The sequence below is a fragment of the Terrabacter ginsenosidimutans genome (assembly GCF_039539425.1).
Taxonomy (GTDB): Bacteria; Actinomycetota; Actinomycetes; order Actinomycetales; family Dermatophilaceae; genus Terrabacter; species Terrabacter ginsenosidimutans.
The window spans coordinates 85,045-102,023 of the sequence record NZ_BAABDC010000003.1; the positions used below are offsets into that span (position 1 = coordinate 85,045).

Genomic DNA, 16,979 nt, shown 5'->3' on the forward strand with positions numbered 1-16,979 from the left:
TGCCGCGTCACGAGTCGGCGCGGACGTCCAGCCCCACCTCGACGGTGTCACCCTCCTGCACGTCCTCGGCGCGGCGGACGGCATCCTTGAGCGGCACGACGTAGCCGCCGTTCTTGGGCCACAGGGAGGTGGTCCACTCGGTCGCGCCGATGCGGGCGGTCACCGGGATCATCCCCCAGCCGTAGCTGACGTGGGCCACGTCGTGCAGCGCCTGTGACTCGTCCTCGGGCACCGTGACGAAGTAGTAGGGCGCAGGACCGCGCCACTCCCAGACCTCACCGCTGAACTCGAGCTCCATGGCATCAGGATGGCAGGGGGCGCTGGCGTGAGGAGCCGGAGAGACCCCTACTTCGGCGTCCGAAGTCAACGACTCGAGCTGGACCGAGTGGTCGTGGCACGGCGTCGACCTGTCGTGACGACAAGCCCCACGCCACACAGCCCAAGACCCAGCGAACCCGTTGCGATGAGGACGTTCACCGGTACTGCGACGTCCTGCGCGACCGCGAAGCGCCCAGCCTCGGCTGCACTGCTGCACGTCACCACGTACGTCGTCCCTGAGATCACCGGGAACCCGAAGGCCGACTCGAGACCGCCCCCTTGGTGGTAGCGCTCGGCCTCGCCCACGGTGACAGCTCCGCCGTTCCCGGTCGTCACCTCGCACGACGGAGAGCTGGACAGCCCGGTGGAGACGAAGACCGTCACGGAGGTGGTCTCAGTGGCGACGATCGGCACGTGCTGCCCGAAGTCCACTGGCTGCAGTTCCGGCATCCGCTGCAACCACACATAGCCCAGGACGGCGGAGGCCAGCGCAATGGCGACGCCGACCACGATCAGAACGCGCTCCCATGCGAGATGAGGCCTCTCGGTGACGCCCACACCTTCGCCCATGCCTCCAGACTCGCGTCCGTCTCGACCCTGCTGCAGAGCCGAAGGTCCCAGTGATCGGAAGGCGCCCCCTGAGCGCCGTTGTCGCGGCATGAGAAGCCTCACGGCCGCGGCGCCCTGAGCGCCGTTCGCCGGAGAATGGAGGTGCAGGGTAGGGAGGTCACAGACCATGGCACACGCAGTGAAGCCCACACCCGGCTCTCAATCGACCCGCCCGAGGTCCCAGACGTGGCCCTCGGCACGCAGCGGTTGGGTCGCCTTGGTCGCGGCGGCCGTCGGTCTGGGGTCATGGATCGTGCTGCCCCTGGTCAGCACGCTGTTCCACGACGTCGTCCCCGTGACCGACACGGTGGTCATGCCCGTCATCGGACTCGTCCTGGTGACGGTCGCGGCCATCGTCAACGTGGTGGCGCTCTGGGCCGGCAGGCAACGCTCCACGATGAACATGGTCGCCACGACCCTCACCGTGACCGCCACGCTGTTCTTCGCGTTCTTCGTGATCGGCGAGGGGCTGGGCGGTGCCTGACCGATGCTGGCCGCCAACGGCTCGACTGCCGGATCGGGGTCGTTCGGGGTGGAGGTCGGACGTCACGGGACGAAGCGCGGTGTCCAGACCAGCCCTGAGTCGGTCAGGCGAGTGCCCGAGGCGCAGACCATGACGAGGCACTTCATGTCGATCGTCGCCGGGTCGAGGTCGGCCAGCGTGGTCACCGTGAGCGACTCCTCGGCTCGGCCCACGTCACGTCCGACGACGACGATGGTCGCGGCGTCCCGGTCCTCGAGGAAGACCTTACGGGCGCGGGCGATCGGCTCGGTGCGCGAGCGTGAGGCCGGGTTGTAGAGCGCGACGACGAGGTCGGCCGCGGCTGCGGCCCGCAGACGCTTCTCGATGACGGCCCAGGGCTTGAGCCGGTCGGAGAGGGACATGACCGCGAAGTCGCCCCCCAGCGGCGCACCCGCGCGTGCCGCCACGGCCTGCGCGGCGGTGATGCCCGGCAGCACGCGGATCGGGACGTCGGCGTAGCCGTGCGTGTCGGCGGCCTCGAAGACGGCGGACGCCATGCCGAAGACACCGGCGTCCCCACCGGAGACGACGGCGACTCGCTCGCCCTTCCGGGCCAGCTCGAGCGCGTCCCGGGCCCGGTCGACCTCGACGGTGTTGCCGGAGGCGTGGCGGGTCAGGCCCTCCCGCTGCGGCACCCGGTTGACGTAGGGGGCGTAGCCGACCACGTGTGACACCTCGGCCAGCGCTGCTGTCGCCTCAGGGGTCAGCCAACGGTCAGGGCCTGGACCGAGGCCGATGACGACGACCTCACCGGACGTCATGTGCGACGGGTCCCGCGGTGCGACAGACGGTTCCGCGGGAGTCGAGGGTCGGGCGCGGCCGGCGGCGTCGGCGCGCAGGTCCTTGCCCGGGACGACGACCATCGACATGTAGGGCACCGTCGAGGCGTCGACGTCGGCGACCGGAAGCACCCGTTCGGCAGCGGAGCTGGCCCGCTCGACGTAGCGTGCCTCGTCGAGACGTCCAGCCTGGCGCAGCGCCTCCCGGACGTTCTCGAAGGTGCGGCCGAGCTTCATGACGATCGCGGCCTCGGTGTCCGCGAGACGCCGGGCCAGCTCGGGCACCGCGAGGGTGCCGGGCAGGATCGTCAGCACGTCCTCGTGGCGGCAGAGACCGGTGGCGACGGCGGCCGCGGACCCGCTGACCGAGGTGACGCCCGGGACCACGGCGGTGTCGTAGCGGGCGGCGAGACGATCGTGGAGGTACATGTACGTGCCGTAGAAGAGCGGGTCGCCCTCGGCCAGCACCACGACGTTGCGGCCCGAGTCCAGATGTGCCGCAATCCGATCCGCGGAATCGTCGTAGAAGTCAGCCATGAGCCCGTGATAGCCGAGCGGGTGGTCGGTGGCGCCGGTCGTGACGGGGTAGACGAGCAGCTCCTCGACGACGCTGGCGCGGAAGTAGGACTCGGCGATGCGCCGCGCGATCGAGTCACCGCGCGGCCCGCTGTGGAAGGCGACGACGTCGGCCTCGCCGATGAGCCGCGCGGCCTTGACGGTGACGAGCTCCGGGTCGCCCGGGCCGACGCCCACGCCGCGCAGCCAGCCGGTCACAGCTCCTCCTCGCGGGCCAGCGCGTTGACGGCCGAGGCTGCCAGGGCCGAGCCCCCGCGCCGCCCGTGGACGACGAGCCACGGGATGTCGAAGGGGTTCTCGGCGAGCGCCACCTTCGACTCGGCCGATCCGATGAAGCCGACGGGGATGCCGACAATGGCGGCTGGTCGGGGTCCGCCGTCGGCGATGGTCTCGAGCAGGTGGAAGAGGGCGGTGGGAGCGTTGCCGATCGCGACGACCGCACCGTCGACCCGGTCACCCCAGAGAGAGACGGCGGCAGCGGATCGCGTGGTGCGCCAGGCCTTTGCGAGCGCGGGCACCCGGTCGTCACGAAGCGTGCACACGACCTCGTTGTCACGCGGCAGCCGGGCCCGGGTGATGCCCGAGGCGATCATGTGGGCGTCCGTGAGGATCGGCGCGCCGGCCTGAAGGGCTGTCCGCGCAGCCGTGACGAGCCGGGCGTGGACGGCGATGTGTGCGGTGAGGTCGACGTCGCCACTCGCATGGACCATGCGGACAGCCACGACCCGGGCGTCCTCCGGCAGGTGGTCGAGGCGGGCCTCGGCGCGGATCGTCGCGAACGACCGGCGGTAGATCTCGGCGCCGTCCGTGACGTAGTCGTAGCGTCGCGTCGGGGCCTGCAGCCCGAGCGTGGTCACGTCCATGACGCCTCCTGCTCCCTGATGGTGGACAAGGCTTCCCCGGTGGACGTCGGGGCCAGCACGTCGACGTATGCCGTCGCCGGGGTCCCGCAACGACGCGCGCACCCGCTGACGTGGACGGGCAGGCGTCCCGCCGGAAGGAGCGGCGCCAGCTGTCGAGCGAGGGCGCGGGTGTCGAGGGCCGACCGGTCACAGCCGGGAAGGCCGGTGCAGGCATGCAGTCGGTTCCACGGTGATCCGGAGTGCGTCACGAGCCCGACAGCCTCGAGCCCGGGCAGTGCAGCGGCGGCGTCCTCGATGACGAGCGACCGCCACGGCGTCACGCGCACGCGGTCCGCGACCTGGGCGAGGGCGTCGACGTGCTCCCGACGCAGGAGTCCGAGCGGGACGGCGACCACGGCGTGCCGGCCGACCGCGCCGAGCGGGGTCCGTGGCGGCGCCGGCACCTCGGGGCGGGCCGTGGGTGCCGGTCCGAGGGGATTTTCGAGCTCGTCGACGTGCCATGCGCTCTCGCCTCGACCTGTCCGGCTGGCGAACTCGCGAGCCAGCGTGAGGAGCATCGGCACGGCCGTGCCGAGTGACACCTCCCAGCCGTGGCCGGAGGAGCCAGCGAGGACGACACCGAGGTCCGGGCCGGTCGCGAGGAAGCCGAGGTCGAAGGCGCCGTTGATGACGTCGCCGCGGCCGTCGTCGATCGCGAAGAGGAAGCGTCCGCCGAGGTGCGACAGCTCGGGGTCGGCGCACACGGCGTCGTCGAAACGGGCTACGAGGGGACGCACATCACACCTCCCGCCGGCGTCGAGGCCGGAGAGAGGGGAGGCTACGACGTTGCGCACCAGCTCGTGGGAGGACGACGGAACGAGGCCGGTCGCGGTGAGCGCGGCGTGGACGTCGGCGGTCAGCGGATCAGGAAGGCCACGCACCTGAAGGGCGGCCCTGGAGGTGAGCTGGACAATCGGATCATCTTGTCCCGCAACGATATCGATCAAGAGTGACAGCGCTTGCACGGGCACCGGGCGGCCCGCCGGACGGAGCCTCACGATGGCGCCGTCGGCCGCCGAGAAGGGTCGCGCGACACCCGGGCAGGCATCGGCGGCCTGATGCGGGCGGCTCGTCGGGGCGGTCACGCGGCACATGCTAGGCCCGAGCGCGACGAGGTCAAGACGGCCGTCTCAGGCCAGGGCGATGTCGCCTTCGACGACGAGAGCGGTCATCCCGGCCACACTCCTGGTCTCGTGGCTCTCGCCCGGCTCCCACACGGCTGCGCGTCCGACCGTGAGCTCGACGGGCACCCCGTCCTCGCCGCTGACGGCTGCGTCACCGGCAACGCAGGCGCACCCGCTCACGCTACCGAGCGGGCGCCGCCGCGACCGCGGTGCGAGCACGGGCTAGGGTGGGCCCAGCGTCGTCGACCAGGAACCCGGTGAGAATCCGGGACGGTCCCGCCACTGTGAGTCGTCACCCGAGAGGGCGGCGGTGAGTCAGGAACTGCCGGCAGCGCTTCATTTCCTTTCGACCGCGGGGCGTGGACACCCCGCCGAGGAGTTCCAGTGACGCGCATCGCGCTGCTCTCGACGTCTGACACCGACCTGCTGTGTGCCCGCGGGAGCGGCGCCGACTACGTGCTCGCCAACCCGTCGCGACCCGGCCACACCTCGATGGCCGAGGCGGTCGAGGCCGCCGACATCGTCGTGGCGCGCATCCTCGGCGGACCCCAGGACCTGTGCGACGGCTTCCGCCGCATCCGGGGCGCGGGGAAGCCGATGGTCGTGCTCGGCGGCGAGCAGACCCCGAACGCCTCGCTCATGGACCTCTCGACCGTCGCGCCCGGCGTCGTCGCCGAGGCCCACCGCTACCTCGCCGAGGGCGGCGCCGCCAACCTCCGCGAGCTGCACGCGTTCCTCGGCGACACCCTCCTCATGACCGGCGAGGGCTTCGAGCCGCCGGCCCCGCTGCCGGCCTGGGGCGTGCTCGACCGCCCCGAGCCCGCGGCCACCCAGATTTCCGACGCCGCGGGCGACACTCCCCGCCCGCGCGTCGGGATCCTCTTCTACCGCGCCCAGTTCGCCGCCGAGAACACCGCCTACGTCCATGCGCTCGCAGACGCCGTCGATGCAGCCGGTGGCATCGGCGTGCCGGTGCACGTGTCGTCGCTGCGGGACGCCCCGGCTGACCTCCTCGAGCACCTCACGGCATACGACGTCCTCGTCACCACCGTCCTCGCGGCGGGCGGCACGAAGCCCGCCACCTCGAGCGCCGGCGAGGACGACGAGTCCTGGGACGTGCAGGCCCTCGCTGCCCTCGACGTGCCGATCATCCAGGGGCTCTGCCTGACCTGGAGCCGCGACCAGTGGGCCGCCAGCGGCGACGGCATGAGTCCGCTCGACGTCGCGACGCAGGTCGCGGTGCCCGAGTTCGACGGCCGGATCATCGGGGGAGTGTTCTCCTTCAAGGAGACCGACGCCGACGGCCTGCCGCACTACGTGCCCGACACCGAGCGCTGCGCCCGCCTCGCCACGCTCGCGGTCAACCACGCCCGCCTGCGCCACACCCCGCCGGCCGAGCGCCGCATCGCCGTCGTCCTGTCGGCGTACCCGTCGAAGCACTCGCGCATCGGCAACGCCGTGGGCCTCGACACCCCGGTCTCGATCGTCCGGCTCCTCCGCGCGTTGCGCGACGCCGGCTACGACCTCGGCGCCCCCGGCGACATCCCGGGCACCGGGCCGCTCGACCCCGTCGACGGCGAGAGCGCCGACACCACCGCCGGCAACGCCCTCATCCACGCCCTCATCGAAGCCGGCGGCCAGGACGAGGACTGGCTCACGCAGGAGCAGCTGACCGGCCAGCCGGTGCGCATCCCCGCCGCCCGCTACCGCGAGCACTTCGACGCGCTGCCCGACGAGCTGCGCACGGCCGTCACGAAGCACTGGGGTGAGGCGCCCGGCGAGGTCTTCGTCGACCGGCACACCGACCCCGACGGCGAGCTCGTCGCAGCGAGCCTGCGCGCCGGCAACGTGGTCGTCCTCGTCCAGCCGCCACGCGGCTTCGGCGAGAACCCCATCGCGATCTACCACGACCCCGACCTTCCCCCGACGCACCACTACCTCGCCGTCTACGACTGGCTCGCAACGGAGTTCGGCGCCCACGCCGTCGTCCACATGGGCAAGCACGGCAACCTCGAGTGGCTGCCCGGCAAGAATCTCGCGCTCTCTGCGGCGTGCGGCCCCGACGCGACGATCGGCTCGATCCCGCTCGTCTACCCGTTCCTCGTCAACGACCCCGGCGAGGGCAGCCAGGCCAAGCGCCGCGCCCACGCGACGATCGTCGACCACCTCGTGCCGCCGATGGCGCGCGCCGAGTCCTACGGCGACATCGCCCGCCTCGAGCAGCTGCTCGACGAGTACGGCAACGTCTCCGTCATGGACCCGGCCAAGGCGCCGGCCCTGCGCGCCGAGATCTGGACGCTCATCCAGTCCGCGCAGCTGCACCACGACCTCGGGCTCGACGAGCGCCCCGACGACGACGTCTTCGACGAGTTCGTCATGCACGTCGACGGCTGGCTCTGCGAGGTCAAGGACGTCCAGATCCGCGACGGCCTCCACGTCCTTGGCGAGGCCCCCACGGGGGAGGGCCTCGTGGGCCTCGTGCTCGCGATCCTGCGGGCCAACCAGGTCTTCGCCGGTGCCGTCGGCGCCGTGCCGGGCCTGCGGACGGCGCTCGGCCTCCGTGAGGGACTCTCCGAGCGCGCATCCGTCGATGCTGTCGAGGAGCAGGCGAGCGCGCTCGTCGCTGCCCTGGCCGAGGCCGGCTGGGACGAGGCCGCCGTGCCCGGCATCGTGCGCGACCGGCTGGGTCCGGGCGCCGCTGTCGACACGCTCGTCGACACCGAGGGCGTATGCCGCTCGCTGGCCTTCGCGTGCCGAGAGGTCGTCCCGCGCCTGCGCGCCACGACGGGCGAGATCGACGCGGTGCTCCATGCCCTCGACGGTGGTTACGTGCCGGCAGGCCCGTCGGGGTCACCCCTGCGAGGTCTGGTCAACGTGCTGCCGACGGGCCGCAACTTCTACTCCGTCGACCCCAAGGCGATCCCGTCACGGCTCGCGTGGGAGACCGGGCAACGGCTCGCCGACGACCTGCTCGCGCGGCACCGTGCCGACACCGGCGAGTGGCCGCGGTCGGTCGGGCTGTCGGTGTGGGGGACGTCGGCGATGCGCACGTCGGGCGACGACATCGCCGAGGTGCTCGCGCTCCTCGGGGTGCGCCCGCGCTGGGACGAGATGTCGCGTCGCGTCGTCGGCCTCGACGTCATCCCGCTCACCGAGCTCGGCCACCCCCGCGTCGACGTCACGGTGCGCATCTCCGGGTTCTTCCGCGACGCCTTCCCCCACGTCATCGCGATGCTCGACGACGCCGTCCGCCTGGTCGCGGACCTCGACGAGGGCCCGGACGACAACTACCTGCGCGCCCACGTCTCCGGCGACCTCGCGGAGCACGGCGACACGAGGCGTGCGACGACCCGGATCTTCGGCAGCAAGCCCGGCTCCTACGGCGCCGGCATCCTCCCGCTCATCGAGTCCGGCACCTGGCGCTCGGACGCCGACCTCGCGGAGGTCTACGCGACGTGGGGCGGCTTCGCGTACGGGCGCGAGCTGGACGGCATACCTGCTCGGGCCGAGATGGAACGCGCGTACGCGCGGATGGACGTCGCCGCGAAGAACATCGACACGCGCGAGCACGACATCGCCGACAGCGACGACTACTTCCAGTACCACGGCGGCATGGTCGCGACGGTCCGCGCGCTCACCGGGCGCGAGCCCAAGGCGTACGTCGGTGACTCGACGACGCCCGACTCGGTGCGTACCCGCAGCCTCACGGAGGAGACCGCGCGCGTCTTCCGCGCGCGTGTCGTCAACCCGCGCTGGATCGCCGCGATGCGCAAGCACGGCTACAAGGGTGCCTTCGAGCTCGCCGCCACCGTCGACTACCTCTTCGGCTTCGACGCGACGGCCGGCGTCGTGACCGACTGGATGTACGAGCAGCTCGCGCAGACGTACGTGCTCGACAAGGAGAACCGCGACTTCCTCCAGCACGCGAACCCGTGGGCGCTGCACGGCATGGTCGAGCGTCTCCACGAGGCCGCCGACCGGGGCCTGTGGGAGCAGCCGGACCCGCAGCTCATGGCGGACCTCCAGCAGGTCTACCTCGACGTCGAGGGAGACCTCGAGGACTGACCCGACTGCACCCGTCATTGCCGGGACGCAGGAGTGTCGGGCGCCCTACCGTGGGGCATGGTCGGTGGGTCGGGAGGTCGGACGCGGCAGGGTCTCGTGGTTGCTGCGGCCGTCGTCATGATGGCCGGTCTGGCCGGCTGTGGTGACGACGCCAGTGGTGGGGACGACTCCTCCGGTGCCGGCGACAAGGGGCGGGAGAAGGGCTGCGAGCTGGCCATGTCGACCCTGGCCAGCGGGCTCCAGGAGTACGCACGGACCCGCGCGGCAGGCGACTTCCTCGAGGCCATCGCCATGCCGGCCTCGGTCCCGTGCCGCAACGCGATTGCCAACATCCAGCAGGGGCGATCGGTGACCTTCGACCTGCTGCGGCCGAACGGCGAGGTCGTCGAGCTTCCCGTCTCACCGCGCGTGGTGCAGTTCCCGTTGCCGGTGCCGACAGCGCCGGTGTCTGGCGACCGGACGAGCCGCTGCTACACCGCCTTCGGTGGGACGTTCCTCTACACCCCCTGCCTCAACGGCGGCATCGACCCGTTCTGACAAGCGCTGTCTCGGGTGCTAGCTGATGATCCCGTGACGGGCGTTCCAGCGTCTCGCACCTTCGGCGGCGTCGACCATGCCCCATACCCAGAAGCCGAAGACGCCGACGATCCCGACGAGGACGATCACGAGGATCCAGCTGACGAAGTAGCCGATGAGGATCCCGATGCCCTTGGCCACGTCGCCGTTGATCATGCTGCCGAGTCCCGGCAGGAAGAAGGACGCCAGCACGGAGAGGGCCGGGCTCTTCGGGGCGACCTGGGCGTAGTAGACCGGTGCGACGACCATGCCGGGAGGGCCCGGAGACCGCGTCGGCGGCGGCCAGGCGACGCGTCCCCCTGGCGCGTTCGCGGTGCTGTGGGGCAGCCCGTGGGCGTCCGTCGCAGCCACCGGCGGGGCCATGGGCGGGCGGGTGTGGGGTGTCCAGGCGCGGCCGTCCCAGTAGCGCTCGCCCTCACCGGCCGGGTACCAGCCGGGGGGAGCCGAAGGTCCCTCGTTCATGCTCGAGCTCCTCGTAACCTCGTGATAGTCCGAGCGTATGTCGGGACGACGACGCGTCTGCGCGTTTTGTCAGGGCTTCTCGTCGTCGGTCTGCGGAGCCTCCGGGAGGACGGGCTGGTCGGTGGGATAGAGGCCGACCGCGAGGCCGTAGACCGTGTCGCCGGAGCGCGGCAGGGCGGTGAACTCGCGCACGAGCCCCTCGACGCGGCGCCAGAACTCCGACGCGCTCTCCCTGGGGATGCGGACGTGACGCAGCGTCGAGTAGAGCGTGTCGTCCTCATGGGCCGGGACCGACTCGGCAGCGGCGACCGAGAGCCCGTTGACGCAGACGGGGACCGTCGGGTCGCCGGGGTGGCGGGCGACGCCGATCGTGATGGTGCGGCCGGTGCGGCCGTAGTAGCGCTCGTCGATGGCACGCACCCGACGGGTCCGCACGACCCGCAGCATGCCGGCGTCCACGAGCACGCCGACGTGGTGCGCGACCGTGCTCTTGGGCCGACCGACGGCCTCGGCGAGCTCGGAGACGGTGGCGGCCCGCTCGAGCACGAGGTCGAGCAGAGAGGAGCGGAGCGGGTCGGCGATGGCCCGCAGCTGGGCAGGCGTCGTCAGCTCCACCGCGTCGGGGAGCTCGTAGTCGGGCGGCTGCTGGCTATTGATCGACATTGTTGGATCAGTCTAGATTGTTGGATCAACAGCAGGGAACCCATCGATCACAGGAGCAAGCATGGCTGACGTCCTCCTCCTTCACCACGCCCAGGGCCAGACCCCGGGCTTCCTCGCGTTCGCCGACGCCCTCCGTGCCGCCGGGCACACCGTGCACACGCCCGACCTCTACGGCGGCGAGAGCTTCGCCACCCTCGACGAGGGGATGGCCAAGGCGCGCTCCATCGGCTTCGGCACCCTGCAGGAGCAGGGCGTCGCCGCGGCCGAGGGGCTGCCCGACGGCACGGTGTATGCCGGATTCTCCCTCGGTGTGATGGCGGCCCAGCGCCTCGCCCAGACCCGTCCGGGGGCAGGCGGCGCCGTGCTGCTCGACTCGGCGATCCCGCTCGGCGAGTTCGCCCCGGACTGGCCGGCCGGCGTCCCCGTGCAGATCCACGGCGGGGAGGCCGACGAGTTCTTCATGGACGAGGGTGACGTCGATGCCGCCCGCGCCATCGTGGCGGCCGCCGAGGACGGCGAGCTCTTCACCTATGCCGGGTGCGGCCACCTCTTCGCCGACGCCAGCACCACGGCCTACGACGCAGACGCCGCAGCCCTCGTCCAGCAGCGGGTGCTCGACTTCCTCGCCCGCTCGTAGGGGCGGGTGCCGGGAGACGACCTACGCGTCGACGCCGGTCTCGTGGGACACGACCTCCGCACCTCGGGTGAGTCTCAGCACCGTCACGGACCACAGGGCGAACGTGACGACAGCGATGGCCGCGAGCAGCCACGCCGCGCGTCCCGTCGGGATGTCGACGTCAGAGTCGAGCGCCCAGAGCCGCGGCATGGTCAGGGTGAAGAAGAGCGCGGCCCAGGCGAGGACGACCCACGACCGACTGCCGAAGGCCGCCTTCTCCAGCCGCGAGATCCGCACGGCCGGTAGGACCCACGAGACGAAGGGGAGGGCCCACATGACCCACATGCCTGAATCCGGCACGAGCTTTGTGAGCCTGCCGCTGCGCGCCAGCAGCCACTGAAGGCGCACGAGCCAGACGCACGCGAGGATCCCACCAGCGACTGCCAGGGCCGACGCCACGCGGTAGGCCCAGTCCGCGGTCGGGCCCCCTAGGGCGCCGATCAGAAGAGCCGGCAGCGACAGGGCGCTGATCGCGAGTGACCAGAGTGCCGGGCGGCGTAGGCGCGGCTGCTCCAGCCGACGCGGGCGGTCGTCGTGCACGACGACCACGGCCGTATCGGCGCCGGGCGTGCCGGCGAGCTCCCTGTCGTCCACGGCGGCACCCTAGTCGCCGCAAGGGCTCAGCCGTCGGCTTCCGGCGAGAACGTCTCGCGCGTCAAGGAGTAGTAGATCTCGTCGGATCGGGTGCCGTCGGGGTTGGGCAGGCGCTGGCGCAGCCGCCCTTCGGCCTCGAAGCCCGCCCGGGCGGCCGCCTTGCCCGAGGCGACGTTCTGCACCTTGTGCCCGAGCTCGAGCCGCTCGAGGCCGGCCTCCTCGAAGGCCCACCGCGAGACGAGCCGCAGGGCGCGCGTGGTGAAGCCGCGTCCGCGGAAGGCGGGCAGCACGCCGTAGCCGACGAGCCCGATGCCGGGCGGCCCCATCCGCATCACGTTGATGACGCCGGCGCCCTCGCCCGTGACCGCATCGACCATGACGAAGCGTGCGGCCCGGCCGCGCCGCCACTCGCGCCGTGCCTGGGAGGCTTGCCTCCGGGCCTCGTCGTCGGTGCAGGCCTGACCGACGAAGTCCCAGCGCAGCGACTCCTCGTTGTTGTGCTCGTCGCGCACGACCTCCCAGTCGCCCGCGGCGAGGGGCCGCACCGTGACGATGCCGTCGGTCAGCGCCTCGGTGTCCGGGAAGCCGCTCGGCGGCGGGGTCTCCGGCGGCACGGCCGGGGGCCGCAGCAGGTAGGTGTCCATGACCCACCCGTGCCGCTCGCGAGCCTGGGCGCGCACGTGACGCACCTCGTCGATGACGTGGGCGAGCGGCCCGTGCACGAGCACCTCGTCGGGGGTGCCCAGGTAGGCGCCCCAGTAGAGCTCGACGTCGGGGAAGGCGTCGGCGAGCTGTCCGCACACCAGGTGTCCGTCGAGCATGACGACGACATCGCCGAGCGACGGGTCGTACTCGTCGACGAGCCGGCGTCCCGTCGTGACGTGGATCGGTGCCCCGATGCGGTTGAGCGGGATGCGGTGGCGCGCGGCGAGCAGCTGCGGCGCGCTGATGCCGGCGATGACGTCGTGGTCGACGGTGAGCCCGCTTGCGGCGTAACGCTCGACGAGCGCGTCGACGATCCGGATCGTCGAGTCGTAGAACGCCGGGTCACCCCACACGAGGAAGCCGACCGTCGTCTCTGCGTCGGCCAGCCCGTCGATGACGGCGGCATACGCGTCGACGCGCGCGGCGTGCCAGTCCCGCACCCCGCGGTCGTATGCCGTGTCGTCGCGTTCGGCGTCCGGCCCGCGTCGCGGGTCGGTGACCTCGACGACGCGGTAGGCGTGCTCGTCGGGGATGAGGGCGTCGCAGACGGCCTGCCGTGCGGCGACGAGGTCGGCTGTGACGTCGCCCTTGTCGGCGACGAGGAACACGTCGACCGTCGAGAGGGCATGGACGGCCTCCCCGGTCACGTGCAGCGGGTCGCCCATGCCGATCCCGATGACGCGGATCCGCTCGATCATCGGGTGCCTCCGAGCCTGGTGAAGGACAGGAGGGCGTCGATGTCCACGTGCGCCTCCAGGGCATCGGCGAGGGTGTCGAGCATCCGCTCGCGCCGCTCGGCGAACCCCGGTGCCCCCTGGTGCGGCCGCCACTCGGACCCTGCCGCGTCCGCGACCTGCGCGAGCCACGCCCGTCGGAAGTCGTTGCTCTCGAAGGCGCCGTGCCACATCGTCCCCCAGGTGGAGCCGACGTTCCAGCCGTCGAGGAAGCCTTGCACCGCAGTCGGATCCGCAACCTCACCGGGCTCGACGGAGTGCGGGCGGGCGATACCGTGGTGGATCTCGTAGGCCGTGTCCACGTGATGGCCCGACCACTCACCGACCGGACGGTCCAGCACCTTCGTCGCACCGAACTCGGTCCGCACCGGCAGGTGGCCGAGGCCCGGCACGACACCGACGAGCCCTTCGACGTCGTCCTCGATCTCGTGGCCGAGCATCTGGTAGCCACCGCACACGCCGAGGACCGGACGGCCGGAGGCCACTCGGCGGGCCACGACCTCAGCGAGGCCACGCTCGCGCATCCATGCGAGATCGCTTGCAGTCGAACGTGATCCGGGAAGGACCAGCAGGTCGGCGGCCTCGGCGACCGCCGGGTCGATCGTCACGAGGACGTCGACGCCCGGCTCGGCTGCGAGGGCGTCGACGTCGGTCGCGTTCGAGATGCGAGGCAGCCGGACCACAGCCACCTTGAGCCGGTCGCGCGCGGTAGCGGACAGTGCCGTCGAGGCACGCCAGTGGCCGACCTCGAGCGTGTCCTCGCTGTCGAGCCACACGTCGAGCAGCCACGGGATGACGCCGTGGAAGGGCACGCCCGTGCGGTTCGTGATCTCCTCGAGCCCCGGCTCGAGCACCGACACGTCGCCGCGGAACTTGTTGATGACGAAGGACTTCAGCAAGGAGCGGTCGTCCTCGCCGAGCAGCGCCCACGTGCCGTAGAGCGAGGCGAGGATGCCACCGCGGTCGATGTCGCCGACCACCACGACCGGCAGCCCGAACTCACGCGCCAGGCCCATGTTGACGTAGTCCCCGGACCGCAGGTTGATCTCGGCGGGGGAGCCGGCGCCCTCGCACACGACGAGCTCGTACGCGTCCTCGAGCTCCCGGTAGGCGGCGAACGCCGCGTCCGAGAGGTGGGCCCGCCCGGCGGCATACTGCCCCGCCTCGAGGGTGCCCGCAGGCTCCCCGCGCACGACGACGAACGACCGGCGGTCGGTGCCGGGCTTGAGCAGCACCGGGTTCATCGCCGTCGCGGGCTCGACGCGGGCGGCGACGGCCTGGAGCCACTGCGCCCGGCCGATCTCACCCCCGTCGAGGCAGACCATCGAGTTGTTCGACATGTTCTGGGCCTTGAAGGGGGCCACCTTCACCCCGCGCCGCGCGAGCGCCCGGCACAGGCCGGCGACGATGACGGACTTGCCCGCGTCGGACGACGTGCCGGCGACGAGGATGCCGGACGGGCCCGGTGGGCGACGGGGCGCAGGCGTGAGCACCCGGCCATCCTGCCCGACGTCGAGTCCACGTGACCGACGGGTTCTACGCTGCAGCCATGCGACTGCGCAGCGTCGACGAGGCGAACCCCGTCCAACGTGCCCTGCGGGGGTTCGTGGCCTCGCGCCCGGGGGCGTGGGTCTCCAAGCGCGTCCTGCACCGGCTCGACCGGCTCGGGCACCGCCTCGCGCCGGGCCGCGCCCTCCCGAGCCAGCGGCTCGCGGCCGTGCCCGTCGGGATGCTCACGACCACCGGGGCCCGCTCCGGGCAGCCGCGCACGGTGCCGCTCATGCTGGCGCCGCTCGAGGAGGGGTGGGGCGTCATCGCCTCGCACTACGGCTCGGAACGCCCGCCCGCCTGGTACTTCAACCTCAGGGCACACCCCGGGGCCACGCTCGAGGTCGACGGGATCGTGCACCGGGTGCGAGCCGTGCAGGTCCAGGGTCCCGACCGGGAGCGCGTGCGCGAGGCGGCGCTGGGCTTCTACCGCGGCTACACGGCATACGAACAGCGTGCCGGAGGGCGCGACCTCGGCTTCTTCGTGCTGCACCCCGAGCGCGACTGAACGCGCTCGGGGTGCAGTGACCGACGGGTCGGTCAGGTCGGCTCTGGCCTGGTCAGGTCACTCCGGTCACTCGGGGTCGCCGTCGGCGAGCAGGCGGTAGAGCTTGCGTCGGGTCTCCGTGAGGATCTCCGCCGCCTCCGCGCGCTGCTGCGAGGTGCCGGTCGTGACGACCTGCCACATGCCGCCCATGACCTGGCCGACGAGGGGCATGAGGTCGTTCGCGCCGCCGGAGGGCCGGGGCGCCTCCTCCTCGGTCGACTCCTCGAAGGGCCGCCACGTGGCAGCCATCTCCTCGGCGTTCTCCTCGACGTAGGCGCGACCCGCGTCGGTGAGGCGCAGCAGGCGCCGGCCCTCGACGTCGCGACCCTCGACGAGGCCCTCGTCCTCGAGCTGCTGGACGGTGGGGTAGACCGAGCCGGGGCTCGGCTTCCAGGCGCCGCCCGTGCGCTCCGAGATCTGCTGGATGAGCTGGTAGCCGTTCATCTCGTCGCCCGCGAGGACGTCGAGGATGGCGGCGCGGACGTCGCCGCGTCGGGCGCGGGGCCCGCGGCGACCGCCGGGCTCGGGGCCGAAGCCGGGTCCGCCGAAGTGGCGGACGAGGTCGGCGACCCACGGCGGCGGGCCGGGACGGCCGCGGCCGCCGGGTCCGGGTCCTCCGGGGCCGCCCCAGGGGCCTCGGCCGGGTCCGAAGCCGGGGCCGCCGCCCTGGCCTCCCCAGCCGCCGCCCCAGCTGCCGTCCCAGCCGGACTCACGTCGGGTGTGGTGGTGGTGTCCGTGCATGGTGTTCTCCTTCTCTGAACGCGACTCACGAACAGTCGCGATAGGTCAACGATATATCGCGACTGTTCGTGATGCAAGGAGTGAGTGAGCGGGTCGGGAAGTGGGTAGGGCGGGGGGAGCGCGGGTTCCGCGTGTCTGCCCGTCCATCGGGTCGTATCCGACGCTCTAGGCGAGCCGCTAGAGAGACGGATAGTGAAGAATCAGCAGGTCAGCGGCTCGGTAAAAAGTCACAGCTCATTGAGGTCCGGCGCAGGTTTGGTTAGCGTTCGTCGATGGGGGAAAGCGATTCGCCCGTGAGAGGACAAGACGTGGCGGGCACACAGGGGAGCGGCTCGACGTCCCACGCCGGTGTGGGAGCCCGACGAGCCGACGCAATCGCAAGGAGATCCATGAGCAACCTCCCGGCTGCACCGCTGGGCGAGAAGCGCACGGTGCGCATCCAGTGGGCGCCCTCGGCCGCACCGCGGATCCGCAAGGAGCTCGTCGAGGACCTCGTCGCCCGCTCGGTGTCGCCCCAGGTGATCGACGAGGCCGAGATCGTCGTCAGCGAGCTCGTCGCCAACGCCATCCGTCATGCCAAGCCCCTCTCCGACGGTGCCATCCGCATCCACTGGAAGGTCAAGAACGACGTCGTCGAGGTCGAGGTGTCGGACGGTGGTGGACCCACCGTCCCGCGGCCGGCCCCGCCGACGACGTGGGCTCCCGGTGGCCGCGGCCTGCGCATCGTCCGGTCGCTCGCGCACGAGTGGGGCGTCATCGAGGAGCCCAACGGTCGCACCGTGTGGGCCTCGCTCGGTGGCCCGTCCCGCCGCCGCTCGCACTGAGCCGGTCGGTCCG

At 71.9% G+C, this 16,979-nt stretch carries 19 protein-coding genes and 1 riboswitch; of the genes, 6 read left to right on the forward strand and 13 right to left on the reverse strand.

Annotated elements, in window-relative coordinates:
* Nucleotides 1-7: 7 nt before the first annotated feature.
* The 3 genes from ABD831_RS10690 to ABD831_RS10700 form a co-directional block, all read right to left on the reverse strand.
* Nucleotides 8-298, reverse strand: a complete 291-nt coding sequence (locus ABD831_RS10690) for a DUF1905 domain-containing protein (protein ID WP_344945659.1) — start codon at nt 296-298, stop codon at nt 8-10.
* Between the two features lie 65 nt (nt 299-363).
* On the reverse strand, nt 364-876 hold the full coding sequence (locus tag ABD831_RS10695; RefSeq protein WP_344945662.1) for a hypothetical protein: 513 nt from the start codon (nt 874-876) through the stop codon (nt 364-366).
* A gap of 210 nt (nt 877-1,086) precedes the next feature.
* On the reverse strand, nt 1,087-1,242 hold the full coding sequence (locus tag ABD831_RS10700) for a hypothetical protein (RefSeq protein WP_344945665.1): 156 nt from the start codon (nt 1,240-1,242) through the stop codon (nt 1,087-1,089).
* On the opposite strand from ABD831_RS10700, the gene ABD831_RS10705 reads away from it, so the two are divergent.
* The gene (locus ABD831_RS10705; RefSeq protein ID WP_344945668.1) at nt 1,241-1,411 is read left to right on the forward strand and encodes a hypothetical protein; all 171 of its coding nucleotides are present in this window, start codon (nt 1,241-1,243) and stop codon (nt 1,409-1,411) included. The two genes, ABD831_RS10700 and ABD831_RS10705, sit on opposite strands and share 2 nt — an antisense overlap.
* A 62-nt stretch (nt 1,412-1,473) precedes the next feature.
* On the opposite strand, the gene ABD831_RS10710 is transcribed toward ABD831_RS10705, so the two are convergent.
* From ABD831_RS10710 to ABD831_RS10725, 4 genes are all read right to left on the reverse strand, one after another.
* Nucleotides 1,474-3,003, reverse strand: a complete 1,530-nt coding sequence (locus tag ABD831_RS10710; protein ID WP_344945671.1) for a precorrin-2 C(20)-methyltransferase — start codon at nt 3,001-3,003, stop codon at nt 1,474-1,476.
* On the reverse strand, nt 3,000-3,668 hold the full coding sequence (locus ABD831_RS10715) for a precorrin-8X methylmutase (protein ID WP_344945674.1): 669 nt from the start codon (nt 3,666-3,668) through the stop codon (nt 3,000-3,002). Before ABD831_RS10715 ends, ABD831_RS10710 begins: the two co-directional genes overlap by 4 nt.
* A complete protein-coding gene (locus ABD831_RS10720; RefSeq protein ID WP_344945677.1) occupies nt 3,659-4,444 on the reverse strand; it encodes a precorrin-3B synthase in 786 nt (261 codons plus the stop codon). Before ABD831_RS10720 ends, ABD831_RS10715 begins: the two co-directional genes overlap by 10 nt.
* A gap of 393 nt (nt 4,445-4,837) precedes the next feature.
* The gene (locus tag ABD831_RS10725) at nt 4,838-5,011 is read right to left on the reverse strand and encodes a hypothetical protein (protein ID WP_344945679.1); all 174 of its coding nucleotides are present in this window, start codon (nt 5,009-5,011) and stop codon (nt 4,838-4,840) included.
* Between the two features lie 20 nt (nt 5,012-5,031).
* A riboswitch (cobalamin riboswitch) is annotated at nt 5,032-5,176 on the forward strand.
* 39 nt (nt 5,177-5,215) lie between these two features.
* On the opposite strand from ABD831_RS10725, the gene cobN reads away from it, so the two are divergent.
* Nucleotides 5,216-8,896: a cobaltochelatase subunit CobN gene (gene cobN / locus ABD831_RS10730; RefSeq protein WP_344945682.1), complete on the forward strand. Its 3,681-nt coding sequence runs from the start codon at nt 5,216-5,218 to the stop codon at nt 8,894-8,896.
* Between the two features lie 96 nt (nt 8,897-8,992).
* The gene (locus ABD831_RS10735; RefSeq protein ID WP_344945685.1) at nt 8,993-9,433 is read left to right on the forward strand and encodes a hypothetical protein; all 441 of its coding nucleotides are present in this window, start codon (nt 8,993-8,995) and stop codon (nt 9,431-9,433) included.
* An 18-nt stretch (nt 9,434-9,451) separates the two neighbouring features.
* Here ABD831_RS10735 and ABD831_RS10740 read toward each other — a convergent pair whose 3' ends face one another.
* Together ABD831_RS10740 and ABD831_RS10745 are read right to left on the reverse strand one after the other, a co-directional pair.
* Nucleotides 9,452-9,934 carry a DUF2510 domain-containing protein gene (locus tag ABD831_RS10740; protein ID WP_344945688.1) on the reverse strand — a complete coding sequence of 161 codons (483 nt, stop codon included), beginning with the start codon at nt 9,932-9,934 and terminating at the stop codon, nt 9,452-9,454.
* Between the two features lie 69 nt (nt 9,935-10,003).
* A complete protein-coding gene (locus ABD831_RS10745) occupies nt 10,004-10,597 on the reverse strand; it encodes a helix-turn-helix domain-containing protein (protein ID WP_344945691.1) in 594 nt (197 codons plus the stop codon).
* Nucleotides 10,598-10,658: 61 nt separating this feature from the next.
* Between ABD831_RS10745 and ABD831_RS10750 the strand changes: the two genes are divergently transcribed.
* Nucleotides 10,659-11,234 (forward strand): dienelactone hydrolase family protein, encoded by a 576-nt coding sequence (locus tag ABD831_RS10750; protein ID WP_344945694.1) that lies wholly within the window; start codon nt 10,659-10,661, stop codon nt 11,232-11,234.
* A 21-nt stretch (nt 11,235-11,255) separates the two neighbouring features.
* Here the strand turns inward: ABD831_RS10750 and ABD831_RS10755 are convergent, their stop codons facing one another.
* The 3 genes from ABD831_RS10755 to ABD831_RS10765 are packed head-to-tail and all read right to left on the reverse strand — an operon-like array spanning nt 11,256 to nt 14,799.
* A complete protein-coding gene (locus ABD831_RS10755) occupies nt 11,256-11,867 on the reverse strand; it encodes a hypothetical protein (RefSeq protein ID WP_344945697.1) in 612 nt (203 codons plus the stop codon).
* 26 nt (nt 11,868-11,893) lie between these two features.
* Entirely contained in the window at nt 11,894-13,270 is a 1,377-nt protein-coding gene (gene cobF, locus ABD831_RS10760) for a precorrin-6A synthase (deacetylating) (protein WP_344945700.1), read from the reverse strand.
* On the reverse strand, nt 13,267-14,799 hold the full coding sequence (locus ABD831_RS10765) for a cobyric acid synthase (RefSeq protein ID WP_344945703.1): 1,533 nt from the start codon (nt 14,797-14,799) through the stop codon (nt 13,267-13,269). Before ABD831_RS10765 ends, cobF begins: the two co-directional genes overlap by 4 nt.
* Before the next feature lie 56 nt (nt 14,800-14,855).
* Here ABD831_RS10765 and ABD831_RS10770 point away from each other — a divergent pair, with 56 nt between their 5' ends.
* Entirely contained in the window at nt 14,856-15,362 is a 507-nt protein-coding gene (locus tag ABD831_RS10770) for a nitroreductase family deazaflavin-dependent oxidoreductase (protein WP_344945709.1), read from the forward strand.
* Nucleotides 15,363-15,428: 66 nt separating this feature from the next.
* Here ABD831_RS10770 and ABD831_RS10775 read toward each other — a convergent pair whose 3' ends face one another.
* On the reverse strand, nt 15,429-16,142 hold the full coding sequence (locus ABD831_RS10775; protein WP_142179461.1) for a helix-turn-helix transcriptional regulator: 714 nt from the start codon (nt 16,140-16,142) through the stop codon (nt 15,429-15,431).
* Between the two features lie 389 nt (nt 16,143-16,531).
* Between ABD831_RS10775 and ABD831_RS10780 the strand changes: the two genes are divergently transcribed.
* Nucleotides 16,532-16,966, forward strand: a complete 435-nt coding sequence (locus ABD831_RS10780; RefSeq protein WP_142179460.1) for an ATP-binding protein — start codon at nt 16,532-16,534, stop codon at nt 16,964-16,966.
* Nucleotides 16,967-16,979 lie beyond the last annotated feature (13 nt).